Below are 22,201 nucleotides of genomic sequence, written 5' to 3'. Positions count from 1 at the left end.
TCTCACCTCGCAGCGGTACCGGTCCGGCGGGAACGCCGGGTACCGTTGAGCGACCGAGGACATCGCAAGGAGCGTCAGGTGTTCAATGACATAGGACCACTCGAGCTGGTCACGATCATCGTGCTCGCCGTGCTCGTCTTCGGTCCGGACAAGCTCCCGAAGGTCATCCAGGACGTGACGCGCACGATCCGCAAGATCCGCGAGTTCTCGGAGAGCGCCAAGCACGACATCCGCCAGGAACTGGGCCCCGAGTTCAAGGACTTCGAGTTCGAGGACCTCAACCCCAAGACCTACCTCCGCAAGCAGCTGGACAACGACGACCTGGGGCTGAAGGAGATCCGCAACGGCTTCGACCTGAAGAAGGAGATGGCCGAGGTCACGGACGCGGTCAACGGCCACGACAGCGGCTCGTCCACCCCGTCGTCGTCCTCGTCGTCCTCCTCCGTGTCGTCCGGTGGGCGCATCGACATGACCAAGAAGCCCGAGGTGGCCGGCGCGGACGAACGCCCGGTCTTCGACGCGGACGCCACCTGACGACCGCCTCCCCGCGCCGACACGCGCATGCGGGGGCATCCCGCGCACGTGACGCGTGTCATAGAGCACACCCTTCGCACACGGCCTGAACAGGCCGTTCACGCGACCCACGCGGTCGGCGCCTGCCCTGCCGCCGTCAGCGGTGTGGATATGCTGCCGAGTTGTTGTGCGGACCGGACGCGTACGCCCGAAGGGGGGCGGGCGACCCCGGTCCGACGAGAGCGAGGAGGCGTCCGGGCAGATGGAGACGACGAGTCGGGTGGGCGCGCAGCCGCCGGCCGCGGAGGGCGGACAGCAGCTCCCCTCCGCCCGGCGTACGGTCGACGGTTACCTGCGGGCGCCCTTCCCCTGGTACGGCCTGGACGAGGCGTTCACGGGGCCGCGCTGGCTGATGCAGGTCGGCACGGCGGCCGACGGCGCCGTCGAGCACGGTTCGATCGGGCACGGCGACGAGCCGTCCGTGCGCGGTGATTCCGGTTCCGCCGGTGAACCGCGGGAGAAGTTCGCGGTCGTGGTGACCGTCGCCGCGCAGCCGTCCCGGCGCAGCGCCGACGGCACGGGGCTGCTGGAGGCGACGTCGGTGTCCTCGGCGGCGTGGCTGGCCGGGGTGGGGCTGCTGTCCTTCACCTGGCCCGGTCAGATGGACCACACCCTGCGGGACGACTGGCTGGACCAGCAGACCGAGACCGCGTGGGCGCTGGCCGACGACCTCGACGGACCGGAGTGGTCCAGACTCTCCCTGCCGGTGGACGGGGCCGCGGCCTCGTTCTGTTACCGGGAGTCGGAGTTCGGCTGGGTGCTGGCCGGCACGACCGGGGCGGGCGTCCATCTGGGCGCGTACGGGCGGGGGATGAGCGCGTACGGGCTCGGGTTCGCCGTGGTGAAGGACATCGGCGCCTACGCATGACGCAGGGGCGCCGGCCGGAACCGGCGCCCCTGCGCCCTGGAACACACGGGAGCCCGCCGTGCACCGGCGGGAGCCGTCAGAACTTGTTCTTCGGCGTGATCCCCAGGGACAGGCCCGACAGCCCCCGCTGCCTGCCGCCCAGCTTCCCGGCGATGGCCCGCAGCGCGCTGCCCGCCGGGGAGGCGGGGTCGGTCAGGACCACCGGCTTGCCCTCGTCGCCGCCCTCGCGGAGGCGGACGTCGATCGGGATGCTGCCGAGGACCGGCACGGCCGTACCCGTCGTCCGGGTGAGGCCGTCGGCGACCCGCTGGCCGCCGCCCGTGCCGAAGACGTCGACCATCTCGCCGCAGTGCGGGCAGGGCAGGCCGGACATGTTCTCGACCACGCCGACGATCTTCTGGTGGGTCTGCACGGCGATGGAACCCGCGCGCTCGGCCACCTCGGCCGCCGCCTGCTGCGGGGTCGTCACCACAAGGATCTCGGCGTTGGGGACCAGCTGGGCCACGGAGATCGCGATGTCACCGGTGCCCGGCGGGAGGTCGAGCAGGAGCACGTCGAGGTCGCCCCAGTAGACGTCCGCGAGGAACTGCTGGAGCGCGCGGTGCAGCATCGGGCCGCGCCAGACGACGGGGGCGTTGCCCGGGGTGAACATGCCGATCGAGATGACCTTCACGCCGTTCGCGGACGGCGGCATGATCATGTTCTCGACCTGGGTGGGACGGCCGTCGGCGCCCAGCATGCGCGGCACGCTGTGGCCGTAGATGTCGGCGTCGACCACACCCACCTTGAGCCCGTCGGCCGCCATCGCCGCCGCCAGGTTGACCGTCACGGAGGACTTGCCGACGCCGCCCTTGCCGGAGGCGACCGCGTAGACCCGGGTGAGGCTGCCCGGCTTGGCGAAGGGCACCTCCCGCTCGGTCTGGCCGCCGCGCAGGGCGGTCGCCAGCTCCTTGCGCTGCTCGTCGCTCATCACGTCGAGGGTGACGCCGACGCGGGTGACCCCCTCGACCCGGGAGACCGCCTCGGTGACGCGCTGCGTGATGGTGTCGCGCATCGGGCAGCCGGACACGGTCAGGTACACGGTGACCGCGACCGCTCCGTCCGCGCCGATCTCCACCGACTTGACCATCCCCAGTTCGGTGATCGGGCGGTTGATCTCGGGGTCGTTCACCGTCGCCAGTGCCTCGCGCACCGCGTCTTCCGTAGCCATAAGGACGATGGTACGGCGCGCCGAGGGGCTCGCGGGTAGCCCCTCAGCGGTCGTCTGCGTCACGTCCCGGCGACCGTTCCGCCCGCTCTGCCGGGAATACGACGTGACTGTCGTGGCGTCTGCGCTCCTCCAGCTCCTTCACCAGGTCCTGGAGCTCCGAGCGGATCCAGTCGCGGGTGGCGACCTCGCCGAGGCCCATGCGCAGCGCGGCCACCTCCCGGGTCAGGTACTCGGTGTCGGCGATGGACCGCTCGTTCTGCTTGCGGTCCTGCTCCAGGTTGACCCGGTCGCGGTCGTCCTGCCTGTTCTGCGCCAGCAGGATCAGCGGGGCCGCGTAGGACGCCTGGAGCGACAGCATCAGCGTCAGGAAGATGAACGGGTAGTTGTCGAAACGCAGATGGGCGGGCGCGGAGATGTTCCACACCACCCAGGCGATGATGACGATCGTCATCCAGACGATGAAGCGTCCCGTGCCCAGGAACCGGGCGATCCGCTCCGACAGCCGGCCGAAGGCCTCCGGGTCCCACTCGGGCAGCATCCGGTGGCGCGGCGTGCGCGGCTGGTCCAGCCGGGCACCGCGGGGCCGGCCGGCGGCCGTGGCGCCCGCCGGATGACGCTCCCGGGTCCCGGCGTCGCGCTCAGGAGCCATGCGTGGGCGCCTCCTCTCCCTCGTCCAGGTGGAACTCCGTCTCCCGCCAGTCGTCGGGCAGCATGTGGTCCAGTACGTCGTCCACGGTCACCGCGCCGAGCAGCGAGCCGGACTCGTCCACGACGGGCGCGGCCACCATGTCGTACGTGGCGAAGAACCCGGCGATGACCGGCAGCGCGGCACCCGGGGCCAGCGCCTGGAGGTCGTCGTCGACCAGCGAGCTGACCAGCGTGTACGGGGGGTCGCGCAGCAGCCGCTGGAAGTGCACCGTACCCAGGTACTTGCCGGTCGGGGTCTCGTCCGGCGGGCGGCAGACGTAGACCTGGGCGGCGAGGGCGGGGGAGAGGTCCTGGTTGCGGACCCGGGCGAGCGCGTCGGCGACGGTGGCGTCCGGGCGCAGCACGATCGGTTCGGTGGTCATCAGACCGCCGGCCGTGTGCTCCTCGTACGACATCAGGCGCCGCACGTCGGCCGCGTCGGCGGGCTTCATCAGACTCAGCAGCCGCTCCTTGTCCTCCTCGGGCAGTTCCGAGAGCAGGTCGGCCGCGTCGTCGGGGTCCATCGCCTCCAGCACGTCCGCCGCGCGCTCCTCCTTCAGTTTGCCGAGGATCTCGATCTGGTCGTCCTCGGGCAGCTCCTCCAGGACGTCCGCGAGCCGGTCGTCGTCCAGGGCGGCCGCGACCTCGGCGCGCCGCTTGGAGGACAGGTGGTGCAGGACGTTGGCGAGGTCGGCGGGGCGCAGCTGCTCGAAGGTGGCGAGCAGGCTCTCGGCGCCCTGCCCGTGCTCCTCCAGGGAGAACCCGGTGACGGCCGACCACTCGACGGTCAGCGTCTCGCCCTTGGCGCGCCGGAACGCCCCGGCCTTGCGTCCCTTGCGCAGGAAGACCCGGTCGACCTCCCAGTCCCGGCGGGCGGGCAGCTGCTGCACGGACACGTCGAGGACGGTGACCTCCTCACCGGTCTCCACCAGGGTCACGCGCCGGTCCAGCAGCTCGCCGAAGACCAGCCGCTCGGTGGGCCGCTGCTCGAAGCGGCGGACGTTGAGCACGCCGGTGGTGATGACCTGACCCGACTCCACGCCGGTGATCCGGGTCATGGGCAGGAAGATGCGGCGCCGGGTGGACAGCTCGACGACCAGGCCGAGGACGCGTGGGGGCCGTCTGCCGACGCGCAGCATGACGACCATGTCGCGGACGCGGCCCACCTGGTCGCCGGCCGGATCGAAGACGGGGACCCCGGCGATGTGCGAGACGAAGATCCGGGGGACGCCGGCTGCCATGGCTCTGCTTCCTTTGCCTGGGAGTCGCGGGGGGACTGCTGGGGGTGTGATCTGCTCGGATCCACCCGCTCGGGTGCGCTTCAGGCTAGCTCGTACCGATCGGATACGCCCTGGTGGGCAGTCCGGACGGTCCGGCTCCGTGGGGTGGACGGGGCACCGGTACGCTGCCGTACGCCGCTCAGGAACCGTCAGAAAGGCAGCTCCACCCGTGACTGCGATTCCCCGGGGCCGTACCCGCCGCACCGCGCTGGTGACCGCGACCTGCGCCCTGGCCGTGACCGGGGCGATGGCGCTGACGGCATGCGGTGGCGGTGGCGGTGACGATCCGGACGCGGGGACCAACGGGGTGGGCAAGCTGCCCGCCGGCCGGATCGAGTCCAGGACGCGGGCGGCGGCGGACGGAGCGGCGGCGGTACGGCTGTCGGGGACCGTGGTGACCAGCGGCCGTACGTACCGGCTGGACATGCGGCTCAAGGCCGACGGCGGAACCGGGTCGGTGACCTCGCAGGGGGCGGCCTTCTGGCTGCTGCGGATCGGGCAGGAGCTGTATCTGAAGGCCGGCGCGGACTTCTGGGACCACGGCAACGGCAACGGCAACGGCGGCGGCGACGGCGCGGTCGGCAAGCTCGACGGCAAGTACGTGAAGGTGCCGCAGGCCGACCCCGCGTACAAGAAGTTCAGCGGCTTCACGGACAAGGACGTCCTCCTCGACGGTCTGCTGACGCTGCACGGCACGCTGGCGACGGAGGGCCACCACGACCAGGCGGGCGTCCCCACGATCCGCATCACCGGCGACAAGGGGTCCGGCGGCACGCTCGACGTGTCCCTCCGGGGCACGCCGTACCCGCTGCGCCTGGTCCGCGCCGGCGGCGCGGGCACGCTCCGCTTCTCCGACTGGGGCCGGAACTTCGCCCTCACCAAGCCCGCCACGTCGGACACGGTGGACTACGGCAAGCAGCTGCCGACGTCCTGACCGCGCGGCCCCGGTCTCATGTGCGGTCCGGGCGAGGCCCCGCGGCGCCGACGGCCACCGACGCCCTGTGGCGCCCGGCCGCCCCGCCCGGGCGGGCCCGGGCCGAACAGCGGCGCACCCGGGACCTGTCCCGCGGAGCCTGCCGGGGCTCCGGGCGCGGCCGACCGGATCCGGCCTGATCCGCGAGGACGGCCCCCGGCGTGGCACCGGCCGCGCGGTCCCGCGGTGCCGGACCCGGCCCGGCTCGCGGTGGGCACGGGCCGCCGCCCGCGCCTCACTTCCTCTTCCGTCGCTTGAGCAACAGCTTCGGCAGGCCCGCCGGGGCCGGTCTGCGGGTCGTCGCCGGGGTCGGGACCGGGCGTTCCGCCAGACTGCCGGACGGCAACGGCTCCCCGGCCCCCGCCGGCACCAGGCGCAGCACCCGGCATTCGCGGGCCCAGCGGGCCGGCATCCGCTCGCCGTCGGCGGCGTTCAGCCGCTTGCCCTTCAGTTCGGCGACGGCGGCCTCCCACTCCGGGGACCCGGACGCCAGTTCGGTCACGGCCGCCGGGAACGTCACGAGCCGGCCGCCCTTGTCCTTGCTGCGTACGGTCACCTCGGCGGTGCCGCCGTCGGCCAGCGCCTCCAGCGGCTGTTCACCGGGCCCGTCGCCGACCAGGCACACCGCGCCCTCGTGCCACACATGCCACAGCGCTCGCGCGGCCGGCGCACCGGCGCCCCTGACCCAGACGAGGCCGGACTTCTTCACGGCCTCCTCGATGAGGGCCCGGTCGAGCAGCTCACTAGTCATGCGCCCCAGCCTATCCAGGCCGCCCGGGCCCGCTCACAGCCAGCCGTTGCGCTTCAGCGTGCGGTGGATGCCCAGACACAGGACGACCGTGACGCCCATGATCACCGGGTAGCCGTACTTCCAGTGCAGCTCGGGCATGTGGTCGAAGTTCATGCCGTAGACCCCGCACACCATCGTCGGCACGGCGATGATGGCCGCCCACGCGGTGATCTTGCGCATGTCCTCGTTCTGCGCGACGGACGCCTGGGCGAGGTTGGCCTGGAGGATGGAGTTGAGGAGTTCGTCGAAGCCCATGACCTGCTCCTGGACCCGGGCCAGGTGGTCGGCGACGTCCCGGAAGTACTTCTGGATGTCCGGGTCGATCAGCCGCATGGGCCGCTCGCTCAGCAGCTGCATCGGCCGCAGCAGCGGCGCCACCGCGCGCTTGAACTCCAGCACCTCGCGCTTGAGTTGGTAGATCCGCGCCGAGTCCACACCGCGCGAGACGCCGCCCTTGCGGCCCGGTGAGAAAACCTCGGTCTCCACCTCGTCGATGTCGTCCTGCACCGCGTCGGCGACGGCGATGTAACCGTCCACGACATGGTCGGCGATGGCGTGCAGCACGGCCGACGGGCCTTTGGCGAGCAGCTCGGGGTCGTCCTGGAGCCGGCGCCGCAGGGCTCGCAGGGAGCCCTGGCCGCCGTGCCGGACGGTGATGAAGAAGTCCCGGCCGGTGAAGCACATGACCTCGCCGGTCTCGACGACCTCGCTGTTCGCGGTGAGCCGGTCGTGCTCGACGTAGTGGATGGTCTTGAAGACGGTGAACAGCGAGTCGTCGTACCGCTCCAGCTTGGGCCGCTGGTGGGCCTGCACGGCGTCCTCGACGGCCAGCGGGTGCAGCCCGAACTCGCCCGCGATACCGGCGAATTCGGCCTCGGTCGGCTCGTGCAGACCGATCCAGACGAAGCCGCCGTCACGGCGCACCAGCCGCATCGCCTCGTGCGGGGTCAGCGGCGTGGGGGTGGGCACCCGGGCGCCGTCGCGGTAGACCGCGCAGTCGACCACGGCCGAGGGCGTGCCCGGGTCGCGCGTCGTGTCGTACGAGGTGCCCGCGTCCTTGCGCAGCGAGACACGGGACGACGGGCGGACCACGGCGCGCAGGTCGCGGATCATCGACATGGGCGGGCTCCTTCGCAGGCGGGCAGCGAAAGCGCGCGGCGACGGGTGGAACTACCCGGAATGGGGACGTCCTGACTGCGGATGTTTGGCACGTCCACAAAGCGGGGAGCACCGCACCGTCGCGGTGGCGGCTTCGCTACTGATGCAGAACTGATTTCAGGTCAGACAGATCAGGCAAAGCGAGACGAAGTGCTCTTCCGAACGACGACGCGAAAGGGAGGCGACGGCCAGCCGGTAATCAGATCAGCAGCCGGAAGAGCGAGTGGTACTGCACGGTCGACTTCGATCCATGACAGCCCCACCTCCTCCGGCCGGTCCCTCGTAAGGGAGTCTCAACGGCGCCGGGACTCGACAGCGAGTCCGCCGGCGCCTGGAGGGCCTGGGGACACTCCTGACGGCGTGCTGCCCCGAACCACCGGCTCAGAGTACCAGCCGCCCGTACTGTCAAGGCGCCGCTTTGCCCGCAGCTGACGAGTTCTATGCTCGGCACATGGCTGACGTTCTTCCTCTGGTCGAGGCCCGGTTGAGCAGCGCGCTGGGCGAGCCGGACGCCCGGGCCGCGGTCACCTTCCTCGGCACGGACCGCATCGAGGTGCTCCGCTTCCACGAGGGGGACGTCGTCCGGTACGCCACCTGTGGCATGTCCGCGCACCCCATGACCGATCCCACGGCGATGCTCGCCGACCCGGTCGCGGGGCCCCGCGCCGAGCTGGTCCTGTCCGTTCGCGCGGGCCGCGCCGACACCGACAAGGTGCTCCGCCCGCTCGCCGTGCTGGCCGCCTCCCCCCAGGTGGAGGGCCTGGTGGTGGCGCCGGGCGCCTCGCTGGACGTGGGCGCCCCGCTGTGGCCCGGCGCCCCCTTCACCTCGGTGCTGGTGGGCGAGTCGGGCGGGCTGGTCGAGGACCTGGAGCTGGATGCCCCGATGGATCCCGTACGGTTCCTGCCGCTGCTGCCGATGACCCCGAACGAGGCCGCCTGGAAGCGGGTGCACGGCGCCCAGGCCCTCCAGGAGCGCTGGCTCACGCACGGGACGGACCTGAGGGATCCCGCCCGCCGGTCCGTCCCGCTCGACTGACACCGCGTGCGCCGCTCCGCCGGCGCAAGGCCGGATCCGGTCAGTCGGCGAAGACGGTGACGCCGTCCTCGGTGGCGTGCTCCGGCACCAGTTCCTCGGCCTCGTGGGTGAGGGCCCGGCGCCGTACGACGACCACGAGCGCGCCCAGCACCGCGGTGACCGCCGCGACGGTGAACGGCGTGTGGACGTCGCTCCACTCCTCGATCTTCGGCGCGAAATAGGGCGCCGCGGCGGCGGCGAACCAGCGCACGAAGTTGTAGCCCGCGCTCGCCACCGGGCGTGGCGCGTCCGACACCCCGAGGGCCAGCTCGGTGTAGACGGTGTTGTTCACGCCGATGAAGGCGCCGGACAGGACGGTGCAGACGACCGCCGCGGTGTGGCTGCCGTAGCCGAGCACGAGGACGTCCGCGGCGAGCAGCACCAGCGAGCCGCCGAGCACCTTCAGCGAGCCGAACCGTGCCTGCATGCGCGGGGCGACGATCACCGAGAAGACGGCGAGCAGCACACCCCAGGCGAAGAACACCGCGCCCGAGCGGTACGGCGTCATGTCGAGCACGAACGGCGTGAAGGCCAGCACGGTGAAGAACGTGTAGTTGTAGAAGAACGCCGAGACCGCCGCCGAGGCCAGGCCGCCGTGGCCCAGCGCCCGGAGCGGGTCCAGGACCGAGGTCTTGCGCGCCGGCCGGGGCTGCTCCTTCAGGAACGCGGTGATGCACAGGAAGCCGACCGCCATCAGCGTGGCCGTGCCGAAGAAGGGGTAGCGCCAGCTGAGGTTGCCGAGGACCGCGCCGAGCAGCGGTCCGCAGGCCATGCCGAGGCCGAGCGCGGACTCGTACAGCAGGATCGCCGCCGCGCTGCCGCCGGCCGCCGCGCCGACGATGACCGCGAGGGCGGTGGAGACGAAGAGCGCGTTGCCGAGGCCCCAGCCGGCCCGGTACCCGACGAGTTGGCCGACGGTGTCCGAGGTGCCGGCGAGGCCCGCGAAGACGATCACGAAGGCCAGGCCGAGCAGCAGGGTCTTCCGGCCGCCGATGCGGCTGGAGACGAAGCCGGTCAGCAGCATCGCGACGGCAGTGATCAGGAAGTACGAGGTGAAGAGCAGGGACACCTGGCCGGCGGTGGCGTGCAGGCCCTGGGCGATGGAGGGCGGGATCGGGTCGACGAGGCCGATGCCCATGAAGGCCACGACCGAGGCGCCGGCCGTGGCCCAGACCGCCTTGGGCTGCCGCAGGAGGCCGCCGGCTCCCGCGTCGAAGGGGTCCATGTGCTTCTCCCATTCTCGGGCGCAAGTGGTTGGTATATGCACATAGTAAGTTAGGGCATCTAATTAATGCAGCTACATCTATATCGTGCCGGCCCGGCCTCGGCCGGCACTTCCGTCCGGACGGGTGATCGTCCTTGACGCGGGCGGGCCGGGGTAGGACCGTGGAGCCCTATGAGGGGCGAACCCAGTTGCCCGAGGTGTGGTGGCCGGGTCAGGGCTCCCGGCCTCTTCGCCGATTCGTGGCAGTGCGACGTGCACGGCACGGTCCATCCGCTACAGCCCGTGATCCCGCCCAGCGTCGAGGCGCTCAACGTCGTGGTGCACCGCACCCAGGTGCCGGTCTGGATGCCGTGGCCGCTGCCGGTCGGATGGCTCTTCACCGGTGTCACGTATGCCGGGGACGACCGCAGCGGCGGCCGTGCGACCGCGGTGGCCTGCTCGGGGCCCGGCCCGCTCGGCGGCCCGGGCGAGATGATCCTGATCGCCGAGGAGCTCGGCGTCGGCCTCGGCGCGCGCTACGCCGGCATCGACGGCCCGGACCCGGGGTCGTACATGAACGTGGAGAAGCCGCCCCAGGCCAAGGTCCTGGCGGCGGGCCGCCCCACCCCCCTCTGGCATGTCTTCCGCACCCCGGACGACCGTGCCGTCTTCGCCGGCGAGGCGCTCGGGATGTGGGTGTGGGCGGTGATGTGGCCCGAGCAGTCGGGCCTGCTCATGTACGACGAACTGGTGCTGACCGATCTGCGGGACGCGGGGGCGGAGATCGACCTGGTGCCGTGCGGAGCGTTGTCGCCGCGCTTGCTCCAGCCGTGACGTCCGCCCGTCCGGGGCGGGTTTCCGTTCGAGGGCGACTGCGGGTCCGGGGTGGGCCGGCCGCGTGGCTCCCCGCTGTGGGTGCGGCGCCCTGAGGGTGATGCCGTAGGGGGCACCAGGGGCCTGCGGGTGTGACAGACAGGTCCGGAAACCCGGCTATCCTTAGGCGTCCCGTTCTCTTCCGTCACCTGCCTGGAGTCGTCGTGCGCATCGATCTGCACTGTCACTCCACGGCCTCCGACGGTACGGACACACCGGCCGAGCTGGTGCGGGGCGCCGCCGCGGCCGGTCTCGACGTCGTCGCGCTGACCGATCACGACACCACGCGTGGCTACGGCGAGGCGATCGCCGCGCTGCCCGAGGGGCTCACGCTGGTCACCGGCGCCGAGCTGTCCTGCCGGATCGACGGCGTCTCGATGCACCTGCTGGCCTACCTCTTCGACCCCGAGGAGCCCACCCTGCTCGCCGAGCGCGAGCTGGTCCGGGACGACCGGGTGCCGCGCGCGCAGGGCATGGTCGCCAAGCTGAACGCGCTGGGCGTGCCGGTCACCTGGGAACACGTCGAGCGGATCGCCGCCGGCGGCTCGGTGGGCCGTCCGCACGTGGCGTCCGCGCTGGTCGAGCTGGGCGTCGTACCGACGGTGAGCGACGCGTTCACCGAGGAGTGGCTGGCCGACGGCGGGCGGGCGTTCGTGGCGAAGCACGAGACCGACCCGTTCGAGGCGATCCGGCTGGTCAAGGCCGCGGGCGGGGTCTGCGTGTTCGCGCACCCGGCCGCCGCCAAGCGTGGCCGGACCGTGCCGGAGGCGCGCATCGCGGAGCTGGCCGAGGCCGGTCTGGACGGCCTCGAGGCCGACCACATGGACCACGACCCGGACACCCGGGTCCGGCTGCGGGACCTCGCCAAGGATCTGGGACTGCTCGTCACGGGCTCCTCGGACTACCACGGCAGCCGCAAGACCGTGACGCTCGGCGCGTACACGACCGACCCCGAGGTGTACGGGGAGATCACCCGGCGGGCGACGGGCGCCTTCCCGGTGCCGGGCACCGGCGGAGCCTGACGGCCCGAAGGGCCCGCCCGCACCACCTCACGCCCGTACTTCCTCTTCCCGCAAGGCCTGTACTTCCCCCATGTTCGACGTCGCCGTCTTCGGCTCCCTGTTCCTGACCCTTTTTGTCATCATGGATCCCCCTGGGATCACCCCGATCTTCCTCGCCCTGACCGCCGGCCGGCCGGCCAAGGTGCAGAAGCGGATGGCCTTCCAGGCCGTCTGCGTGGCGGGCGGGGTCATCGCCGTCTTCGGCGTCCTCGGCCATCAGATCCTGAACTACCTGCACGTCTCGGTGCCGGCGCTGATGATCGCGGGCGGGCTGCTGCTCCTGCTGATCGCGCTGGACCTGCTCACCGGTAAGACCGACGAGCCGAAGCAGACCAAGGACGTGAACGTCGCGCTCGTACCGCTGGGCATGCCGCTGCTGGCGGGGCCCGGTGCCATCGTGTCCGTGATCCTGGCCGTGCAGAAGGCCGGCAGTGTGGCCACGCAGATCTCCGTGTGGTCCGCGATCCTCGCGATCCACGTCGTGCTGTGGCTGGTGATGCGTTACTCGCTGCTGATCATCCGGGTCATCAAGGACGGCGGTGTGGTCCTCGTGACGCGGCTCGCCGGCATGATGCTGTCCGCGATCGCGGTGCAGCAGATCATCAACGGGGTCACTCAGGTGATCCGGGGGAGCTGAGCCGTCGTCGGCTCGGCTCCCCCGGAAAGCTTGAGTGGCGAACGCCCGCCGATGCCGGCGAACGCCGGAGCCCGGGCTACGAGGCCTGGGTCTCGGCCGGGCGGATCCACAGGCGCTGTCCGATGGCGGCGGCCTGCTGCACGATCCGGTTGACGGAGGCGGCGTCCACGACGGTGCTGTCCACGGTGGTGCCGTCGACCTCGTCGAGACGCATGATTTCGAAGCGCATGGGCTTCTCCCTTCGTCTGGTCATCCTCCTGCGGAGAACTACTCGAGAGCACCGGACGTGTATCCGGTCTCGTACAGAGTCAACGGGCTGCGTGTTACAAACATTCCCTACGCTAAAGAAATTTTTCGAACAACTAATTACTGACCGGTAAGCGGCACTCGTGGGACCGACCGGGACCGGTTGTGTTCGCAGCGTGACCACCGGGACAATAGGTGGCGATGAACGACGACCTGGCTGCCCTCGGCGCCCGCATCAACCGCACGAACGAGCTGCTGGAACGCATGCTCGCCGAGGTGGCCAAGACCCCCTCCACCCACGCGATCTTCGTGGACGCCGGCTACCTGTACGCCGCCGCCGGCCGGCTGGTCGCCGGCACCGAGGACCGCCGGGCCTTCGACGTGGACGCCGAGGGCCTGATCGACGCGCTGATCGACAAGGCCCGCACGATCTTCGCGGACAGCCGGCTGCTGCGCGTGTACTGGTACGACGGCGCCCGCCGCCGCATCCACACCGCCGAGCAGCAGACCATCGCCGAGCTGCCCGACGTCAAGATCCGGCTCGGCAACCTCAACGCCAACAACCAGCAGAAGGGCGTCGACTCCCTGATCCGCACGGACCTGGAGTCACTGGCGCGGCACCGCGCGATCAGCGACGCGGCCCTCCTCGGCGGCGACGAGGACCTGGTCTCGGCGGTCGAGGCGGCCCAGGGCTACGGCGCCCGCGTGCACCTGTGGGGCATCGAGGCCCCCGAAGGACGCAACCAGGCCGAGCCGCTGCTCTGGGAGGTCGACAGCCAGCGCACGTTCGACCTGGAGTTCTTCAAGCCGTACGTCTCCCGGCGCACGGCCGCCGCCTACGACGCCACCGCCGGCACCCGCCCCACCCGCGAGGACGTCCGCTTCGTCGGTGCCCAGATCGCGGCCAAGTGGCTCGTCTCCCGGGGCCGCGAAGCACTGGTCGAACTGTTCCCCGGCCATCCCTACCTGCCGGGCTCCGTCGACCAGGACCTGCTGGTCGAGGCGGAGGCACTGCTCCAGTACTCCCTGCGCGGCCAGGCCGACCTCCGTCGCGCTCTGCGGGACGGATTCTGGGACCACCTCCAGGGACAGTACTGAGCCCGCGCGGCCCTACCGCCGCCGGAGCGCGCGGGTCCTACCGCGGCCGGCGCGCGCTCGCGGCGCCGTCCCAGAAACCGGCGATCGCGCGGGCCGTCTCCAGCGGACGGTCGGTGTTGGGGGAGTGCTCGGCGCCCTCGACGACCGTGCGCCGGGCCCCCAGCCGCACCGCCATGTCGTCGAGGAGCGGCAGCGGCCAGGTGTCGTCCCGCGAGCCCGACAGGACGTGGAACGGCAGCCCGACGGCCGCGAGTTCCGCGACCCGGTCCGGTTCCGTGCACAACTGGCGGCCGGTGGCGAGCAGCTGGGCCGGCTTGGTGCCCAGCCAGCGGCGGCGCAGGTCGTCCCGGTCGTCCAGCCCACCGTCGAGCGAGGGCGTCCCGGTCTCCTCCGGCGGCTCCAGCCCCTGGATCGCCTGCCACACCTCCGGCATGCCCAGCACGGCCAGCGCGTCCCGCAGCAGCTTCACCCGCTCCTGCTGGGCGGTCGAGATCTGCGCCGGGCCGGAGGCCATCAGGGTGAGTGACAGGAAGGGCGTGTGGTCGAACAGAACGGCCGCGCGCGCGATCTGGCCGCCGAGGGAGTGCCCCAGCAGATGGACCGGGCCCCCGATCGCCTCCGCCTGCGCCAGCACGTCCCGCGCCAACTCCTCCTGCGCGTAGGCGGACTCGTCCGTCTCGGGGCCGTCCGACTCGAACTGGCCCCGCCCGTCCACGGCGACGGTCCGGTACCCGCGCTCGGCGAGCGGCACGTGCAGCGGGTTGAAGTCCTCCTTGCTGCCGGTGAACCCCGGCAGCAGCAGCGCCACGCCCCTGGGCTCGACGCCGCCGGCCACGGGCGCGTCCACCACGGCGAAGTCACCACGAGCCGTGCGCAGCGCGTACGCGCGTGCCCCGGGAGGCGGCACGAAGGAGGGAGGCCTGCTCATGGGGAGAGGTTATGCGGAACGCTGGCGGGGCGGGGCGGTGGGGGCAGGGGACACGGGCGTGTGGGCGGGAACGCCGATGGCCGGGTCCACCGCTGTGAACCCGGCCATCGGACCGGCTGACACTGCCGCTGGGGTCGCGGCGCCCGGGTCAGGCCTCGGAGGCCTCCACGGACGCCGTGGCCTTGCGGGTCCGGCGCGCCTTGGGCGTCGCGGCGCTCTCACCGGCCGCCTCGGCAGTGGACACCGCGGTCTTGCGGGTCCGGCGCGGCTTGACCTCCGGCCCCTGGGTGGCCTGCGCCGGAATCTCCGGAGCGACCGCCTCGGCAACGGCCTTGCGGGTGCGGCGGGCCTTCGGGGCGGTGGCTTCGGCCGTGTCGGCGCTCGCGTCGGCGGCAGTGGCTGCCGTCTTGCGGGTGCGGCGCGGCTTGGGCTCGGCCTCGGTTTCGGCCTGGGGTGCCTCCGGGGCGGCTGCGGCGGTCTTGCGGGTCCGGCGCGGCTTGGCTTCGGTGGTTTCGGCGGTGTCGACGGCGCTCTCGGCGGCAGCCGCGCTCTTGCGGGTGCGGCGGGCCTTCGGGGCGGTGGCTTCGGCCGTGTCGGCGCTCGCGTCGGCGGCAGTGGCTGCCGTCTTGCGGGTGCGGCGCGGCTTGGGCTCGGCCTCGGTTTCGGCCTGGGGTGCCTCCGGGGCGGCTGCGGCGGTCTTGCGGGTCCGGCGCGGCTTGGCCTCGGTGGCTTCGGCGGTGTCGACGGCGCTCTCGGCGGCAGCCGTGGCCTTGCGGGTGCGGCGGGCCTTGGGAGCGGCGGCCTCGGCCTCAGGGGCGTCCGGCGTGACGACCGGCTCCGCGGCCTTGCGGGTACGGCGACGCGGCTTGACCTCGGTGGCCTCGGCCGGCTCCGCCACGGTCTCCGCGGCGACCGCGGCGGTCGCGGCCTTGCGGGTGCGGCGGGGCTTGGCTTCGGTGGCCTCGGCGGTGTCGACGGCCGTGTCGGCGGAAGCCTCGGCGGCGACCGCGGTCTTGCGGGTCCGGCGGGGCTTCGCCTCGACGGGCTCGGCGCTGGCCTGCGTCGGCTCCGTCCCGGCGACCGGCTCGGCCGTCTTGCGGGTGCGGCGGCGCGGCTTGGTCTCCGCGGCCGGAGCGGCCTCGGGCGCCGGCTCCGCCACCGGGCTGTCGGCGACCACGGGCTCGGTCACCGGCTCGGACGTCACCGCTTCCGTCGTCGCCGACTTGCGGGTGCGGCGGCGGCGCGGCTTGTCCGAGTCCGCCGGGGTGTCCAGGACGGCGGTGCCCTGCGCGGCGGCCACCGTCTCGGCGACGACATCGGCGGTGTCGGCCACGTCAGCGGCCTCGGCGGCCGTCGCGGTGGCCGTCACCGGCTCCGGCGCCGCTCCGCCGCGGGTGCGGCGACGGCGGCGCGGGGTACGGGACCCGGCCGGAATCTCCTCCGCGGGCACGGCCGCGGGTGCGGCCGTGGGCGTGGCCGTGGGCTCGGTCACCGGGGTGCTCGGGGCGCCCTGGGCGATGTCCAGCGGTGTGCCGTTGCGCGTGCGGCGGCGACGGCGCGGCGTACGGGCCGGACGCTCGCGCTCGGCCGGGGCCGGGGCCGACTCGGCACGGCCACCGCGGTCGGTACGGTCGGTGCGGCCACGGCCGCGCGCGCCCCGTCCGCCGGTCTCGCCCAGGTCCTCCAGGACCTCCGCTCCCAGACCGGCACGGGTCCGCTCCGAGCGCGGCAGGGTGCCCTTCGTGCCCGCGGGGATACCGAGCTCCGCGAACAGGTGCGGAGAGCTGGAGTACGTCTCCACCGGGTCGTTGAAGTCCAGCTCCAGCGCCTTGTTGATGAGCTGCCAGCGAGGGATGTCGTCCCAGTCGACGAACGTGATCGCCGTACCCTTGGCGCCCGCGCGGCCCGTGCGGCCGACGCGGTGCAGGTACGTCTTCTCGTCCTCGGGGGACTGGTAGTTGATGACGTGGGTCACGCCCTCGACGTCGATGCCGCGCGCGGCGACGTCGGTGCAGACGAGGACGTCGACCTTGCCGTTGCGGAAGGCCCGCAGGGCCTGCTCGCGCGCGCCCTGGCCGAGGTCGCCGTGGACCGCGCCGGAGGCGAACCCGCGGCGCTGGAGCTGCTCGGCGATGTCGGCGGCCGTGCGCTTCGTACGACAGAAGATCATCGCCAGCCCGCGGCCGTCGGCCTGGAGGATGCGGGCGATCATCTCCGGCTTGTCCATGGAGTGCGCGCGGTAGACGAACTGCTTGATGTTCGCGACCGTCATGCCCTCGTCGTCCGGCGCGGTGGCGCGGATGTGCGTGGGCTGCGTCATGTAGCGGCGCGCGAGGCCGATGACCGCGCCGGGCATGGTCGCGGAGAACAGCATGGTCTGGCGCTTGGCCGGCAGCAGCTTGATGATCTTCTCGACGTCGGGCAGGAAGCCCAGGTCGAGCATCTCGTCGGCCTCGTCGAGGACCAGGCTCTTGATGTGGCCCAGGTCCAGCTTCTTCTGGCCCGCGAGGTCCAGCAGCCGGCCCGGGGTGCCGACGATGACGTCGACGCCCTTCTTCAGGGCCTCCACCTGGGGCTCGTACGCCCGGCCGCCGTAGATCGCCAGGACGCGGACGTTGCGGACCTTGCCGGCCGTCAGGAGGTCGTTGGTGACCTGCGTGCACAGCTCGCGCGTGGGGACGACGACGAGGGCCTGGGGCGCGTCGGTGAGGGCGGCGGGGGCGGCGCGTCCGGCCTCCACGTCGGCGGGGACGGTGACGCGCTCGAGGAGCGGCAGACCGAAGCCCAGCGTCTTGCCGGTGCCCGTCTTGGCCTGGCCGATGACGTCCGTGCCGGTCAGGGCTACGGGGAGCGTCATCTCCTGGATGGGGAAGGGGGTGATGATACCGACGGCTTCGAGGGCCTCGGCGGTCTCGGGAAGGATTCCGAGATCTCGGAAGGTCGTAGTCAGGGTTATGCCTCTTCTGTGTGCGCGGTGCGAGGCGAGCGCGGGGGTCATGTCTGACCGTGCCGGGACGTCGGCTGCCGTACGGGCGAACCACTCGGGCAAGCCGTAAGGCACGGGACCTCTGCCGACGCTCTAGCGCTCGTACCGCTGAGGGTGTCCCTCCTGTCGTCGTACGATCACTGCCGTACGGCCAGGGAGGGCTGTCGGGTCGGAGCCGATCGGGCCACCGACCGGGCATCCTCATGCGTGCAGCCTGTCGGGACACGTCGAGAACCGTCGACGCACTCAGCAGGCGCATTACCACCATACCCCGGATTGCCGCACATGCGATGGCCGATTCGGTCACGTAGTAGTGGCCACCGTGATCGACCAGGCCTCGAGTGCCGCGAGGAGCGGGCTATTGTGCGCCTCATGACTAGCTCTGACAAGCCTGAGAACGCGTCCGCCGCACCCGCCGGACCCACCGGTGTCGCCGCCCAGGACTGGGCGCAGGCGTCCGCCGACCCCCAGTACCGCGCCGCGGTCGTGGACCTGCTCGGCGCCCTCGCGTACGGAGAGCTGGCGGCGTTCGAACGCCTCGCGGAGGACGCCAAGCTCGCGCCGACCCTCGCGGACAAGGCGGAGCTGGCGAAGATGGCCTCGGCCGAGTTCCACCACTTCGAGCGGCTGCGGAACCGGCTGACCGAGGTCGGCGAGGAACCGACGGCTGCCATGGACCCGTTCGTCGCCGCGCTGGACGGCTTCCACCGGCAGACCGCGCCGTCGGACTGGCTGGAAGGCCTGGTCAAGGCGTACGTCGGCGACTCGATCGCGAGTGACTTCTACCGAGAGGTCGCGGCCCGGCTCGACTCCGACAGCCGCGAGCTGGTGCTCGCCGTCCTCGACGACACGGGGCACGCCGGGTTCGCGGTGGAGAAGGTGCGCGCCGCCATCGACGCCGACCCGCGCGTCGGCGGCCGGCTGGCGCTGTGGGCGCGGCGGCTGATGGGGGAGGCGCTGTCGCAGTCCCAGCGGGTCGTCGCCGACCGGGACGCGCTGTCCACGATGCTCGTGGGCGGGGTGGCCGACGGGTTCGATCTCGCCGAGGTCGGGCGGATGTTCTCGCGGATCACGGAGGCGCACACGAAGCGGATGGCCGCGCTGGGCCTGGCCGCGTAGCACTCGGCGGGCGTGGTGCCGCTGTCCCGTGGCCGCACGTGCGGTGTGGTCGCCCGCGCGGCTCCGCGCCCCTGCGGGCTCGGCCGCGCCGCCTCCCTTACGCCGGTGCCGAGCGCCGGCCGAGGCGGCCGGCGGGACGCAGCAGCAGGGACAGCGACGCCACCGCGATGATCGCGGCGCCCAGGAGGCTGAACGGGCCCGCGCCGGGGCCCAGGGCGGTGTGGGTGACGAAGTCGCCGAAGAGGGCGCCGGCGACGCCCGTCGAGTACACCAGCGGGCGGGTCGGCAGCCGGTGGGCGAAGCGCTGGGTCGCCGCCCAGGCGAGGATCAGACCGAGTGCGGCGGAGCCGAGTGCTTCGAGGATCATGTCGGGGGGTCCCTCCCACGGCCGGTCTGGCTCGACGGTCGTAGCCCGTCATACCCGTGACCTGCGGATGGCAATCATCGGCTGTGGCGGACGTGTGTGCCGTCTGTGCGCACCCCATGGAAAAGGGCCCGGCGGCACACGGCCGCCGGGCCCCTCTCACGCCTTCGGCCTACAGCGTGCCGAACCCCACCTTGCGCACGGTGGGCTCGCCGATCTCCACGTACGCCAGACGTTCCGTCGGCACCAGGACCTTGCGGCCCTTCTCGTCCTGGAGGCTCAGCAGCTGCGTCTTCCCGGACAGCGCGTCACTCACGAGGCGCTCGACCTCCTCGACGCTCTGACCGCTCTCCAGAACGATCTCGCGGGGCGCGTGCTGCACGCCGATCTTGACCTCCACGGCTATGTCCCTCCGACGGTCAGTGATTGCGCGATCTTCCGCGCCGTACCCAGCACACATTAGCCCGGTGAGGGGACGTACACGCTGCGGGCCCGAACGCCAGGAGCGAACACCGGACGGGAACGGACCGGCGTCGGTGGTGCAGTGGTGCAGTGGTGCAGTGGTGTCAGTGGGGATCGATGCCGTGCAGCGGGAAACCGGCGATGCCCCGCCAGGCCAGCGAGGCCAGCAGCTGCACCGCCTGGTCGCGCGGGACGCTGCGGTCGCTGTGCAGCCAGGACCGGGCCACCACCTGGGCGAGCCCGCCGAGGCCGGAGGCGAGCAGCATCGACTCCGCGCGCGAGAGGCCCGTGTCCTCGGCGATGACGTCGCAGATGGCCTCGGCGCACTCGTTGGTGACCTTGTCGACGCGCTCGCGCACCGCGGGCTCGTTCGTCAGGTCCGACTCGAAGACCAGCCGGAACGCGCCGCCGTCGTCCTCCACGTACGCGAAGTAGGCGTCCATGGTCGCCCGCACGCGCTGCTTGTTGTCGCTCGTCGACGCCAGTGCGCCGCGCACGGACTGGATCAGCGACTCGCAGTGCTGGTCCAGCAGGGCGAGGTAGAGGTCCAACTTGCCGGGGAAGTGCTGGTAGAGCACCGGTTTGCTCACACCGGCCCGCTCGGCGATGTCGTCCATCGCCGCCGCGTGGTATCCCTGCGCGACGAAAACCTCCTGGGCGGCGCCCAGCAACTGGTTCCGCCGGGCGCGGCGCGGCAGACGGGTGCCACGCGGGCGTACCGCCTCAGTTTGCTCGATGGCTGTCACGCCGCCTCCCAAAGTCGTCCACATGCGGTGTCGGCCGCGCGGCCATCGTACTTTTCGGTAACCCTGGTGTGCGCGGTGCGAGCGCAGAATTTCACGTACCGGACGACGGCGAAAGCCGTGCGGCGCCCCCGGAGCGGCCCGGCGACTCCCGTGAGGTCAGCGGTAGTCGTCCTCGTCGAGCGTGACCACGCGCGCCTGTTCGACCAGATCGGCCTCGTTCGCACGGTCCGGGTCGACCGCCGTCAGCGGGTCGTCGCGGTCCGGCCGGACCGGGGCGTGCTGCTCGACGGCGTCGGCGTCGGGCGCCTCGACGTCGATCTCCGGTTCCGCGTCGGCTTCGAGGTCCTCGAACGCGTCGGGTTCGGTGGGGTCATACGCCATGATGGGCTCCCTTCCTACGAACGTCCCTGGAAAATGCAGGGGCCACACGAGGGTGCCCTCTGTACGAGCCTAGGAGACACCTGATGGGGACGCCATGCCATCAGGCCGGCCCGCTGTCCGGTTCTCCGGGCGCCCGCGGTTCACGCTGTGACGGCGAACACACGAATCCCGGCGTGATCACCTCGTAACATTGCCGCATGTCTTCGACCGAGTCGCCGACCGTATCGGCCGCCAGTGTGCTCCCGAGGGTGGCGCCCGTCCGGCTCGGCGAGGGCGAGCGGCTGCGGTCCGTGTCTCTGCCCGGCGTCACCCTGACGGTCCGTTCCCGGCCCGCGACGCGCGAAGGCCTGGCACCCGCACTGTACGTCCACGGGCTCGGCGGTTCCTCGCAGAACTGGTCGTCCCTCATGGCCGAGCTGGACGGCGTCGTCGACAGCGAGGCGGTGGACCTGCCGGGCTTCGGCGACTCCCCGCCCCCGGACGACGGCGACTACTCCGTCACCGGGCACGCGCGCGCGGTGATCCGCCATCTCGACGCGGCCGGCCGCGGGCCGGTCCACCTCTTCGGCAACTCGCTCGGCGGCGCGGTCGCCACGCGCGTGGCCGCCGTACGGCCCGACCTCGTCCGTACGCTCACCCTCGTCTCGCCCGCCCTGCCCGAGCTGCGCGTGCAGCGCTCGGCGGTGCCGACGGGACTCCTCGGTGTGCCCGGCGTCGCCGCCCTCTTCACCCGGCTCACCCAGGAGTGGACGGCCGAGCAGCGGGTGCGCGGCGTCATGGCCCTCTGCTACGGCGACCCCGGGCGGGTCGAGCCCGAGGCGTTCCAGCAGGCCGTCGAGGAGCTGGAGCGGCGGCAGCGGCTGCCGTACTTCTGGGACGCGATGGCCCGCTCCGCGCGCGGGATCGTCAACGCCTACACGCTCGGCGGCCAGCACGGGCTGTGGCGGCAGGCCGAGCGGGTGCTCGCCCCCACGCTGCTGGTCTACGGCGCCCGGGACCAGCTGGTCGGCTTCCGCATGGCCCGCAAGGCCGCCCGCGCCTTCCGCGACTCGCGTCTGCTGACCCTGCCCGAGGCGGGCCATGTCGCGATGATGGAATACCCGGACATCGTCGCCGGCGCCTTCCGTGACCTCCTGGCGGACACGGGCGCGTCCGCCGGGGCCGCCGGCCCGGCCCCGCGCGGCGACACCGGCGACGCAGGCAACACCGGCGGCGGCACCGCCGCCGTGGACGCGAGGAGCTGAAGGCCAGGGTGGGACGCCACAGCCGCCGCGGACCGGTCCCGAGGGACGAGTCCGCGGACATAACCGCCCGGCCGGAGCCCCGGCGGAACGACCACCGGGACCGGGACCCCGACGACGGAGGGGACGCACATCCGGACGACCGGCGTGCCCCGGACGCCGACGGCCGGCGGGACGTGCGCCCGGACGACCGCCGGGAGATGCGCTCCGACGGTCGGCGGGACGCGCCCCCGCACGGCCG

General features: G+C 72.3%; 23 protein-coding genes. 10 read left to right on the top strand and 13 right to left on the bottom strand.

The genetic code is table 11. The features are described from left to right. Nucleotides 1-78: 78 nt before the first annotated feature. Both AB0F03_RS10185 and AB0F03_RS10180 read left to right on the top strand, forming a co-directional pair. Nucleotides 79-534: a sec-independent translocase gene (locus AB0F03_RS10185; protein ID WP_361988458.1), complete on the top strand. Its 456-nt coding sequence runs from the start codon at nucleotides 79-81 to the stop codon at nucleotides 532-534. A 241-nt stretch (nucleotides 535-775) separates the two neighbouring features. Beyond that, on the top strand, nucleotides 776-1,441 hold the full coding sequence (locus AB0F03_RS10180; protein ID WP_361988455.1) for a hypothetical protein: 666 nt from the start codon (nucleotides 776-778) through the stop codon (nucleotides 1,439-1,441). Nucleotides 1,442-1,517: 76 nt separating this feature from the next. On the opposite strand, the gene AB0F03_RS10175 is transcribed toward AB0F03_RS10180, so the two are convergent. From AB0F03_RS10175 to AB0F03_RS10165, 3 genes are read right to left on the bottom strand one after another with little or no spacing between them, the layout of a single operon-like run. Further along, nucleotides 1,518-2,651 (bottom strand): Mrp/NBP35 family ATP-binding protein, encoded by a 1,134-nt coding sequence (locus AB0F03_RS10175; RefSeq protein WP_361988452.1) that lies wholly within the window; start codon nucleotides 2,649-2,651, stop codon nucleotides 1,518-1,520. Between the two features lie 43 nt (nucleotides 2,652-2,694). Further along, complete coding sequence (locus tag AB0F03_RS10170; RefSeq protein ID WP_361988449.1) at nucleotides 2,695-3,300, bottom strand: DUF1003 domain-containing protein; 606 nt, start codon at nucleotides 3,298-3,300, stop codon at nucleotides 2,695-2,697. After that, on the bottom strand, nucleotides 3,290-4,579 hold the full coding sequence (locus AB0F03_RS10165) for a CBS domain-containing protein (protein WP_361988446.1): 1,290 nt from the start codon (nucleotides 4,577-4,579) through the stop codon (nucleotides 3,290-3,292). Before AB0F03_RS10165 ends, AB0F03_RS10170 begins: the two co-directional genes overlap by 11 nt. A 208-nt stretch (nucleotides 4,580-4,787) precedes the next feature. Between AB0F03_RS10165 and AB0F03_RS10160 the strand changes: the two genes are divergently transcribed. Continuing rightward, the gene (locus AB0F03_RS10160; RefSeq protein ID WP_361988443.1) at nucleotides 4,788-5,552 is read left to right on the top strand and encodes a hypothetical protein; all 765 of its coding nucleotides are present in this window, start codon (nucleotides 4,788-4,790) and stop codon (nucleotides 5,550-5,552) included. Between the two features lie 274 nt (nucleotides 5,553-5,826). On the opposite strand, the gene AB0F03_RS10155 is transcribed toward AB0F03_RS10160, so the two are convergent. Together AB0F03_RS10155 and AB0F03_RS10150 are read right to left on the bottom strand one after the other, a co-directional pair. Beyond that, the gene (locus AB0F03_RS10155) at nucleotides 5,827-6,342 is read right to left on the bottom strand and encodes a hypothetical protein (protein WP_361988440.1); all 516 of its coding nucleotides are present in this window, start codon (nucleotides 6,340-6,342) and stop codon (nucleotides 5,827-5,829) included. A 33-nt stretch (nucleotides 6,343-6,375) separates the two neighbouring features. Then, on the bottom strand, nucleotides 6,376-7,500 hold the full coding sequence (locus tag AB0F03_RS10150; RefSeq protein WP_361988437.1) for a magnesium and cobalt transport protein CorA: 1,125 nt from the start codon (nucleotides 7,498-7,500) through the stop codon (nucleotides 6,376-6,378). A 490-nt stretch (nucleotides 7,501-7,990) separates the two neighbouring features. Between AB0F03_RS10150 and AB0F03_RS10145 the strand changes: the two genes are divergently transcribed. After that, nucleotides 7,991-8,575: a suppressor of fused domain protein gene (locus tag AB0F03_RS10145; protein WP_361988434.1), complete on the top strand. Its 585-nt coding sequence runs from the start codon at nucleotides 7,991-7,993 to the stop codon at nucleotides 8,573-8,575. A 40-nt stretch (nucleotides 8,576-8,615) separates the two neighbouring features. Here the strand turns inward: AB0F03_RS10145 and AB0F03_RS10140 are convergent, their stop codons facing one another. Beyond that, complete coding sequence (locus tag AB0F03_RS10140) at nucleotides 8,616-9,839, bottom strand: MFS transporter (RefSeq protein ID WP_361988431.1); 1,224 nt, start codon at nucleotides 9,837-9,839, stop codon at nucleotides 8,616-8,618. Nucleotides 9,840-10,010: 171 nt separating this feature from the next. Between AB0F03_RS10140 and AB0F03_RS10135 the strand changes: the two genes are divergently transcribed. The 3 genes from AB0F03_RS10135 to AB0F03_RS10125 all read left to right on the top strand — a co-directional run bounded on the left by AB0F03_RS10135 (nucleotide 10,011) and on the right by AB0F03_RS10125 (nucleotide 12,389). Then, the gene (locus AB0F03_RS10135) at nucleotides 10,011-10,652 is read left to right on the top strand and encodes a DUF6758 family protein (protein WP_361988428.1); all 642 of its coding nucleotides are present in this window, start codon (nucleotides 10,011-10,013) and stop codon (nucleotides 10,650-10,652) included. 203 nt (nucleotides 10,653-10,855) lie between these two features. Further along, on the top strand, nucleotides 10,856-11,713 hold the full coding sequence (locus AB0F03_RS10130; protein ID WP_361988426.1) for a PHP domain-containing protein: 858 nt from the start codon (nucleotides 10,856-10,858) through the stop codon (nucleotides 11,711-11,713). Nucleotides 11,714-11,783: 70 nt separating this feature from the next. Further along, complete coding sequence (locus AB0F03_RS10125) at nucleotides 11,784-12,389, top strand: MarC family protein (RefSeq protein WP_361988423.1); 606 nt, start codon at nucleotides 11,784-11,786, stop codon at nucleotides 12,387-12,389. 76 nt (nucleotides 12,390-12,465) lie between these two features. On the opposite strand, the gene AB0F03_RS10120 is transcribed toward AB0F03_RS10125, so the two are convergent. Continuing rightward, nucleotides 12,466-12,618, bottom strand: coding sequence for a hypothetical protein (locus AB0F03_RS10120; protein WP_099054875.1), 153 nt, complete (start codon nucleotides 12,616-12,618; stop codon nucleotides 12,466-12,468). 218 nt (nucleotides 12,619-12,836) lie between these two features. On the opposite strand from AB0F03_RS10120, the gene AB0F03_RS10115 reads away from it, so the two are divergent. After that, on the top strand, nucleotides 12,837-13,733 hold the full coding sequence (locus tag AB0F03_RS10115) for an NYN domain-containing protein (RefSeq protein WP_361988420.1): 897 nt from the start codon (nucleotides 12,837-12,839) through the stop codon (nucleotides 13,731-13,733). Between the two features lie 37 nt (nucleotides 13,734-13,770). Here the strand turns inward: AB0F03_RS10115 and AB0F03_RS10110 are convergent, their stop codons facing one another. Together AB0F03_RS10110 and AB0F03_RS10105 are read right to left on the bottom strand one after the other, a co-directional pair. Beyond that, on the bottom strand, nucleotides 13,771-14,661 hold the full coding sequence (locus AB0F03_RS10110; RefSeq protein ID WP_361988417.1) for an alpha/beta hydrolase: 891 nt from the start codon (nucleotides 14,659-14,661) through the stop codon (nucleotides 13,771-13,773). A gap of 148 nt (nucleotides 14,662-14,809) precedes the next feature. Next, nucleotides 14,810-17,518 (bottom strand): DEAD/DEAH box helicase, encoded by a 2,709-nt coding sequence (locus tag AB0F03_RS10105; RefSeq protein ID WP_361988414.1) that lies wholly within the window; start codon nucleotides 17,516-17,518, stop codon nucleotides 14,810-14,812. A 501-nt stretch (nucleotides 17,519-18,019) separates the two neighbouring features. On the opposite strand from AB0F03_RS10105, the gene AB0F03_RS10100 reads away from it, so the two are divergent. Next, the gene (locus AB0F03_RS10100) at nucleotides 18,020-18,766 is read left to right on the top strand and encodes a ferritin-like fold-containing protein (RefSeq protein WP_361988411.1); all 747 of its coding nucleotides are present in this window, start codon (nucleotides 18,020-18,022) and stop codon (nucleotides 18,764-18,766) included. 97 nt (nucleotides 18,767-18,863) lie between these two features. Here the strand turns inward: AB0F03_RS10100 and AB0F03_RS10095 are convergent, their stop codons facing one another. The 4 genes from AB0F03_RS10095 to AB0F03_RS10080 form a co-directional block, all read right to left on the bottom strand. Further along, nucleotides 18,864-19,133 carry a hypothetical protein gene (locus AB0F03_RS10095; protein ID WP_361988408.1) on the bottom strand — a complete coding sequence of 90 codons (270 nt, stop codon included), beginning with the start codon at nucleotides 19,131-19,133 and terminating at the stop codon, nucleotides 18,864-18,866. A 169-nt stretch (nucleotides 19,134-19,302) separates the two neighbouring features. Then, nucleotides 19,303-19,530 carry a DUF3107 domain-containing protein gene (locus AB0F03_RS10090; RefSeq protein ID WP_353602052.1) on the bottom strand — a complete coding sequence of 76 codons (228 nt, stop codon included), beginning with the start codon at nucleotides 19,528-19,530 and terminating at the stop codon, nucleotides 19,303-19,305. A gap of 166 nt (nucleotides 19,531-19,696) precedes the next feature. Next, nucleotides 19,697-20,338 (bottom strand): TetR/AcrR family transcriptional regulator, encoded by a 642-nt coding sequence (locus AB0F03_RS10085; RefSeq protein ID WP_361988405.1) that lies wholly within the window; start codon nucleotides 20,336-20,338, stop codon nucleotides 19,697-19,699. 156 nt (nucleotides 20,339-20,494) lie between these two features. Then, on the bottom strand, nucleotides 20,495-20,719 hold the full coding sequence (locus AB0F03_RS10080) for a hypothetical protein (RefSeq protein ID WP_361988402.1): 225 nt from the start codon (nucleotides 20,717-20,719) through the stop codon (nucleotides 20,495-20,497). A 197-nt stretch (nucleotides 20,720-20,916) separates the two neighbouring features. Here AB0F03_RS10080 and AB0F03_RS10075 point away from each other — a divergent pair, with 197 nt between their 5' ends. Next, entirely contained in the window at nucleotides 20,917-21,963 is a 1,047-nt protein-coding gene (locus AB0F03_RS10075) for an alpha/beta hydrolase (protein WP_361988399.1), read from the top strand. Nucleotides 21,964-22,201: the final 238 nt, after the last annotated feature.

Source organism: Streptomyces sp. NPDC028722 (genome assembly GCF_040637655.1).
GTDB lineage: Bacteria > Actinomycetota > Actinomycetes > Streptomycetales > Streptomycetaceae > Streptomyces.
This window is presented reverse-complemented; position numbering and strand designations above follow the sequence as displayed.